Source organism: Pseudonocardia nantongensis, from assembly GCF_046546495.1.
Classification (GTDB): Bacteria; Actinomycetota; Actinomycetes; order Mycobacteriales; family Pseudonocardiaceae; genus Pseudonocardia; species Pseudonocardia nantongensis.
This window is the reverse complement of record NZ_JBKGXT010000014.1, coordinates 155564-162506: the sequence shown is the minus strand read 5'-3', so window position 1 is coordinate 162506 and position 6943 is coordinate 155564. Positions and strand designations below refer to the sequence as shown.

Annotated in this window: 6 protein-coding genes; 3 read left to right on the top strand and 3 right to left on the bottom strand. The window is 72.3% G+C overall.

The features are described from left to right. Nucleotides 1-3 precede the first annotated feature (3 nt). A complete protein-coding gene (locus ACLFMI_RS16915) occupies nucleotides 4-1050 on the top strand; it encodes an SLC13 family permease (protein WP_410948832.1) in 1047 nt (348 codons plus the stop codon). A gap of 231 nt (nucleotides 1051-1281) precedes the next feature. Here ACLFMI_RS16915 and ACLFMI_RS16910 read toward each other — a convergent pair whose 3' ends face one another. The 3 genes from ACLFMI_RS16910 to ACLFMI_RS16900 are packed head-to-tail and all read right to left on the bottom strand — an operon-like array spanning nucleotide 1282 to nucleotide 4390. Then, complete coding sequence (locus ACLFMI_RS16910; RefSeq protein WP_410948824.1) at nucleotides 1282-2301, bottom strand: Bug family tripartite tricarboxylate transporter substrate binding protein; 1020 nt, start codon at nucleotides 2299-2301, stop codon at nucleotides 1282-1284. Continuing rightward, a complete protein-coding gene (locus tag ACLFMI_RS16905) occupies nucleotides 2301-2858 on the bottom strand; it encodes a tripartite tricarboxylate transporter TctB family protein (protein WP_410948823.1) in 558 nt (185 codons plus the stop codon). The genes ACLFMI_RS16910 and ACLFMI_RS16905 overlap by 1 nt, the downstream gene beginning before the upstream one ends. After that, on the bottom strand, nucleotides 2855-4390 hold the full coding sequence (locus ACLFMI_RS16900) for a tripartite tricarboxylate transporter permease (protein WP_410948822.1): 1536 nt from the start codon (nucleotides 4388-4390) through the stop codon (nucleotides 2855-2857). The genes ACLFMI_RS16905 and ACLFMI_RS16900 overlap by 4 nt, the downstream gene beginning before the upstream one ends. A gap of 1008 nt (nucleotides 4391-5398) precedes the next feature. On the opposite strand from ACLFMI_RS16900, the gene ACLFMI_RS16895 reads away from it, so the two are divergent. Then, nucleotides 5399-5722 (top strand): 2Fe-2S iron-sulfur cluster-binding protein, encoded by a 324-nt coding sequence (locus tag ACLFMI_RS16895; RefSeq protein ID WP_410948821.1) that lies wholly within the window; start codon nucleotides 5399-5401, stop codon nucleotides 5720-5722. Beyond that, nucleotides 5719-6939: an NAD(P)/FAD-dependent oxidoreductase gene (locus ACLFMI_RS16890; protein ID WP_410948820.1), complete on the top strand. Its 1221-nt coding sequence runs from the start codon at nucleotides 5719-5721 to the stop codon at nucleotides 6937-6939. Before ACLFMI_RS16895 ends, ACLFMI_RS16890 begins: the two co-directional genes overlap by 4 nt. Nucleotides 6940-6943 lie beyond the last annotated feature (4 nt).

The following is a 6943-nucleotide window of genomic DNA, read 5'->3' as shown; positions in this document are numbered from 1 at the left end:
ACGGTGCGCCATCGAGGGCCTCCGGTGTGCGCGGCGGATGCGTCAGACACACCCACCCCGCCTCGGGGGCCCTCCCCGATCAAGTTGACACGCCGCCGTCAACAACGTCCGGAGTCACGACACCTAGTCGTCATCCAGGGCGCGAACGCGGGCGCGTTCTCCCCGGTCAACCCGTTCGGCGTCATCGCCAACGACATGCTCGACCAGGCCGGTGCCGGGGGCGCCGCAACCCTGCGACTGTTCCTCTCGGTGTTCGTGTTCAACGCGGTGCTGGCCGTCATCGCCTACGCGGTCGTGCAGTCGATCGTCGAGCGGATCAACCGGCGGTCTCACGACGCGACCCCGACAGGCGACGCAGCCGACTCGCCTGCCGACAGCGGCCTCGACCCCGCCGGCGGCGGTGCCACCACCGTGGCGGAACGCACAACCGTCTCCGAGGCGACCCGGGTCCAAGCCACCCCGATGCGCGTCCTGACCCTTTTCGGGATGGGGGCGTTGCTCGTCCTCACCACCGTGCTCGGGATCGACGTCGGAGTGGCGACACTGGTCATCGCCCTGGCCCTCATCATCGTGCGGCCCTCGGTGCAGAAGCCCGTCATCGAGGCCATGCCGTGGTCGGCCATCCTGCTGGTGACCGGCATCGTCACCTACGTCGGCATGCTGGAGACCATCGGCGCCCTCGACGACCTCCAGGAAGGCATCGCAGGACTCGGCAACCCGTCTCTCGCCGCGCTGGCCGTCAGCTACGTCGTCGGCGTGGTCTCGGCGTTCGCCTCGACGACCGGCACCCTCACCGTGATCGGCCCCGTCGTCGCCCCCATCGCGGCGGACCCGACGTTGTCAGCGGTCGGCGTCGTCACGGCGGTCGGCATCAGCTCGTCGGTGGTGGACACCAGTCCCATGTCGACCAGCGGCGCATTGTTGATGGCCAGCGCGCCGCCCCGGCTGGAGCGGATGTTCTTCCGCGCTCTCCTCGTCTGGGCGATCGCCATGATCGTGGTCGTACCCATGATCACCTGGCTGCTGTTCGTCCAGCTCGGCATCGGCTGAGGTCGCGGAAGCAGGCACGGTTCGCGGACCACGAACTACTCCGTCGACGCCGGCACGACCTCGGCGCCCGCGGTCAACGCGCTGCGCAACGCCGTGGTTCAGCGCGGCCGGAACCGACGGTGGCCCATTCCGACCGCGGCAGTCAGGTCGACGCCGTCCGGGCGACGGTCCCGTCCTCCAGCGCCCGGGTCCGGTCGTAGTCCCAGCAGGCCAGGGTGATCGGGATCCGGCTCACGTGATGTCCCGGACGATCTGGCGGAACGCCGGGTCCGGGCTCAGCACCGAGCGCATGGCCTCGGTCAGCTCCGCCCCGGGCATGGACTCGATCGGCCGTCGCTGCTCGGTCGAGGCTGCGACCAGGTCCGGGTTGGTCAGGGCGCAGGCGAACGCGTCGCGCAGGAACGCCAGCCGGTCCGGGGCGAGACCGGGCGGGGCGACCATCGTGCGGCTCAGCGAGACGAGATCGAGCAGCGACGTCAACGTCTCCCGCTGCGCTGCGCCGGCAACCGGGAGGTCGCGGGCCCTGGGCACGCCCTCCAGTCCGGGGCTGTCGGCCTCACCGAGCACGAGCACCGGGCGGATCTCCCCCGACCGAATCGCGCTGACTGTGCTGGCTACCGGCAGGACCTGGGCGTCGGCGTCACCGCGCAAGTATGCGGTGCGGGCCTCGCCCGATCCGGCGAAGCCGCTGATCACCTCGACCGGGAAGTCGAAGATCTGCTGGAGCAGCGGCGGATTGATGTAGTCGTTCGAGCCGGGGCCGGTGGAGACGAACCGCACCGGGTCCGGGGAGCGAAGCATGTCGTCGAAGTCGGCGAAGCGGCTGTCCGCGGCGACGACCACGACGTTGGCTTCGGCCGAGATTCTGGCGACCCAGGACAGGGCGGCCAGGTCGAAGTTGATCCCGGCCGCCTGACCGATCTGGGCGCTCACCGCGCCGACCGTGTTGACGATCTGCACCCGGGTCCCGTCCGGCTCCGCGGCCGCGGTGTTCGAGGTCGCGAGCAGCCCGCCGGCGCCGGCCTCGTTGACGACCTTGACGTCACCACCGGTGCAGCGGGCGAGGTAGGGCGCGACGTCGCGGGCGTACAGGTCGTAGCCGCCGCCGGGCTCGTAGGGCACTACGAGGTCGATCGCGCGGTCTCGGTAGAACTCCGGCGCCGAGAGCGCGCCGGGATCGGCACCGCACCCGGCGAGGAGAAGCGCGGCCACTCCCGCGGCGACGGCGGAGAGGTATCTGCGAGGTGTCATCAGAGCATCAGCCCTTCGGGGAGCGCGATCTCGAACAGCACGTCGAACAGCAGCCAGACGACCAGCCCGACGGCGACGCCGTACCCGACGCTCGCCGGCCAGCTCGCCCGCGCCTGGACCCGCAGATACGCGAGGGCGAAGACGGCTCCGGTGACAACGAGCCCGATGACGTAGGTGCCGGCGAAGAACCCGACAACCCAGGCCAGCGCCACCGTCCAGGACCGGCGACCGGCCGTGGCGAACACCCTGGTCGCCTCATCGGAGGGCGGTGGTCCTTCCCCGGAGCGCTGGGCGCGGGACCGCCCGGCCCGCCCGGTGAGGCTGCGGACCAGGTGGAGGCCGCTGAGCACGGCGCCCGTGCCCGCCGCCAGCAGCGGGGTGAGCGCGGCCCGGAAACTCCACTGGGCGGCGAGCAGGACGGCGACGGCGAAGACCGCCAGCAGCACCGCCGACATCGCCACCTCCACCGGGTCGAACCGGCGGACGGCCGACGGTGCGGCGGTCGGTGCCACTGCACCCGGTGTGTCCCCGTCGGGGACCTGGTCGGCGGTGCTCATCGGGAGACTCCCTTCGACGCGAGGACGCGAACCGAACGGCGCCGCCGCATGGACTGGATGAGCGTGAGGACGATGATGACCGCGACGACCACGACGACCGGCCGGGTCAGCCACTCGTAGCCGTAGAGCGACACGGACAGGAACAGGTAGCGCTCGGCGATCGAACCGAGCACGACCGCCAGCAGGAACGGCACCCTGGGCCAGCCCCAGCGAACGCACACCACGCCGAGGCCCGCGGCCGCGAGCATCACCAGGACGTCGGCGAAGTTGTTGCTCGCGGTGTAGGTGCCGACCGTCAGCAGCACGAGCAGGGCCGGGACGATATAGGTGCTCGGCAGGTCGGTGAGCTTGACCAGGTGCCGGACCGTGAGTAGCGCGATCGCGACGGCGACGACGTTGGCGAGGATGACGATCCACGCCATGGAGAGCGTCACGTCGAGATCGGTGGTCAGCATCTCCGGGCCCGGGTCGAGGCCGACGACGAGGAACGCGCTGAGCAGAACAGCGGTCGCCGCGCCGCCGGGGATCCCGAAGGCGACGGTCGGTACGAGCGCACCACTGTCCTTCGCGTTGTTGCTCGCGCCGGCCGCGATCACCCCCTCTATCGAGCCGTGGCCGAATTCCTCGGGGCGCCGGGAGGTCTGCTGGGCATGGCCGTACGCGAGGAACTGCGCCACCGAACCACCGACCCCGGGCATCATGCCGATCGCCGTGCCGATCGCCCCGGAGCGGACGACCAGCCACCAGTGCGCGAGCGAGTCCCGCACTCCCCGCAGCAGCGCGGACATGCCGCTCGCGCGTACCTCGTCGCCGGCCTCGTCCGCCTCGGTACGCGCGCTTCCGGACCGGTTGATCGAGCCACGGGCCAGCATCAGCTGCAGCAGCTCCGCGCCGCCGAAGAGCCCGACCACCAGCGGGACCAGCGGGATCCCCGCCCAGAGGTAGAGCTCGCCGAAGGCGTACCGCGGCACCCCCTCCTGCGCGTCGATCCCGACCATCGCGACCATCACGCCGAGCAGGGCCATGAGTAGACCCCTGACGACGTGTGCCCCCGAGAGCGCCACCACGAACGTCAGCCCGAGGATGGTGAGTGCGAAGAATTCGGCCGGGCCGAAGGACAGCACGAGCGGCCGCACGATCGGGATCACGGCGACGAGCACGACGGCGCCGAACGCCGCGCCCAGCGCCGACGAGGAGAGCACGGCACCGAGCGCGCGCCCCGCCTCGCCCCGTTTGGTCATCGGGTGGCCGTCGAGAACGGTCGCCGCGGATGTCGCCTCACCCGGGACGCCGAACAGCACCGAGGTGATGTCCCCCGCCGTCGAGGTCACGGCGAGCATGCCGAGCAGGAACGCGAAGGCCTGCACCGGTTCGAGACCGACGCTGAACGGCAGCATCAGCGCCAGGGTCACCGCCCCGCCGAGGCCGGGAAGGATGCCCACCGCGAATCCGACTGCCACGCCGACGAGCATCAGCAGCAGGGTTTGGGGTTGCAGCAGCTGGGCGAGGCTGCTCACGAGCGCTTCTCCCATGAATCCTCCGTGATCTCGCTGCCGCCCGGCCGGGCCGGACGGGTGGTGGAGCGTTCGGGACTTCGGGGTCCGGCAGTCGCGTCGGGTCGAACGACGACCGGTCTCGTCGCGGCGTCGGTGGCCGGCCACGTGCGACGAGCCGGTGCGGGGGACCGGAGTCCGACCTCATTGCGTGTCGTCGTGAGCCGGTCCAGGAGTCGGTTCCGGGTGCTCGGACACGCTGCGACAGGCGAACTGTCACGTCCGGCGACGGAGATTCGGCCGACGCCGCGGCGGGGGCTTCGCCGACGAACTCGACAGCTGCTCACAGCGGCCGGCAGAGCGTGCGCGAGGTCGCGACCGGAACCGTCATGCACGAGATCTCCGATCCGTCTGATCGGAGATGGCTGCTCAGGGCGGCCGCATCGGGACACGGGCCCGCTGCGCGGGCAGGACACATCGTGGCGGCGGTGCCGGCGTCATCGCCGGCTCTCGCTCCGGAGCCATGCGAGGACAATAGGACTAACAACATACCAATACAAGGTTTCGTGCATCGGTTCCTGCAGCGCCGCCGGAGCGTGGACTCCGGCGCAGCAGTTGCAACCGCCGCCCACGTGCACGGCATGGTCGGCGCCGGACCGCGGGAACTCTCACCTGAAGAATCTCCTCCCGGGCGACCAGCTCGGGCGCACTCCCGGCAGGGCGCCGTAGCGCCGCTCGTCGAGCCGCCGGTCGGTCCGCACCGAAGGGTCTGTGCCCCGCGGCGACCAGTCCGCCGGCGACGATCCCGACCCTCTCCGCGGCCCTGGCCACCACCGACGCGCACACGACGGCCGGGACACACCCGTGGAAGACGAGCGTTCCGCCGCCCCGGAGCGCCGCGGTCCGTGCTTCTGCTCGTGCCGCAGCAGTACGAGCACGGCGGGACGGGGCGGATCTGGCCGAAGCGGCAGCGGTATGATGTAATACCAATGTGATGGCCGCTTCGCCCGGCCCGTTCCACGCCAGCAGAGCAAGGGAGGCCCACAGGTGCCCAAGGTCGTTTTCGTCCTCCCGGACGGCACCCAGGCCGGGGTCGACGCCCGCGACGGCGACTCCGTGATGCTGGCCGCGACCCAGAACGGGGTGCCGGGCGTCGTCGCCGAGTGCGGCGGCAACGCCAGCTGCGCCACCTGCCACGTCTGGGTCCGCGACGACTTCGCACCCCGTCTCGATCCCCCGGGCGACATGGAGGAGGACCTGCTCGACCTGGCCGTGTCCGAACGGCGGGACGGCAGCCGGCTGTCCTGCCAGGTGCCGGTGACCTCCGCGCTGGACGGCCTGACCGTCGAGATCCCCGCGGTGCAACCGTGACCGGCACCCTGGTCGTCGGGGCCGGCCAGGCCGGCGTGCAGCTGGCCGTCTCGCTGCGCGAGTCGGGCGACACGATGCCGATCGCGCTGATGGGCGCCGAACCGCAGCTGCCGTACCAGCGGCCCCCGCTGTCGAAGGGTTACCTGTCCGGCGACACCGACGCCGATCGGCTCGCCCTGCGCACCGCCGCGTTCTACGCCGACCGCGGTATCGAGCTGGTCACCGGCGAGCGGATCACCGCGCTCGACACCGGCCGCGCGGTCACCGACCGCGGCCGGGAGATCGCGTTCGACCGGCTGGGGCTCACCGTGGGTGCCCGGGTACGGCGGCTCTCCGTACCCGGTGCCGCGCTCGACGGCGTGCACCACCTGCGCGACCTCGCCGACGCCGACCGGTTGCGCACCGCCCTGGCCGGGGCCGGGCCGGTGGTCGTGGTCGGCGGCGGCTTCATCGGCCTGGAGGCCGCGTCGGCGGCCCGTGCGCACGGACGCCCGGTCACCGTCGTCGAGACCACCGACCGGCTGCTGGGCCGGGCCGTCGCCCCGGTCGTGTCCGGCTTCTACGCCGCCGCGCACGCCCGCCGCGGGGTCCGCGTCCTGCTGGGCACCGGCGTGACGGCACTCGACGGCACGGCGGGGCGGGTCCGGTCGGTGCACCTCACCGACGGCGGCGAGCTGCCCGCCGCGCTGGTGCTCGTCGGGATCGGCGTCGAGCCGCGCACCGAGCTGGCCACCGGCCTCGGCCTGGCCTGCCCCGGCGGGATCCCGGTCGACCACGACGCCCGGACCGCGCTGCCGTCGGTGGTCGCCGCCGGGGACTGCACGCTGCAGCCGCACCCCACCGGCCCCGGGCACGCCCCGGTGCGGGTGGAGTCGGTGCAGAACGCGGTATACCAGGCAAAGTTGGCGGCCGCGGCGCTGTCCGGCGTCGCGCGCCCGGCTCCCGAGGTGCCGTGGTTCTGGTCCGACCAGGCCGACCTCAAGCTGCAGATCGCCGGGCTCGCCGCCGGTGCGGACGAGATCGTCGTGCGCGGCGACCCGGCGACCGAGCGCTTCGCCGCGCTGCACTACCGGGACGGGCGACTGCGGGCGGTCGACGCGGTCAACTCCCCGGCCGACTTCCTGGTGGTCCGCCGGGCGCTGACCACCGGGACCGAGCTGCCCGCGAGCGCGGCCCGCCGGACCGAGCGGCCGCTCAAGGAGCTGCTCGTCGCCTGACGAC

Bases quoted from the DNA above. Each gene is read 5' to 3' on its own strand.
- ACLFMI_RS16905 (WP_410948823.1), bottom strand. From the start codon at position 2,858: ATGAGCACCGCCGACCAGGTCCCCGACGGGGACACACCGGGTGCAGTG.
- ACLFMI_RS16900 (WP_410948822.1), bottom strand. From the start codon at position 4,390: ATGGGAGAAGCGCTCGTGAGCAGCCTCGCCCAGCTGCTGCAACCCCAA.
- ACLFMI_RS16910 (WP_410948824.1), bottom strand. From the start codon at position 2,301: ATGACACCTCGCAGATACCTCTCCGCCGTCGCCGCGGGAGTGGCCGCG.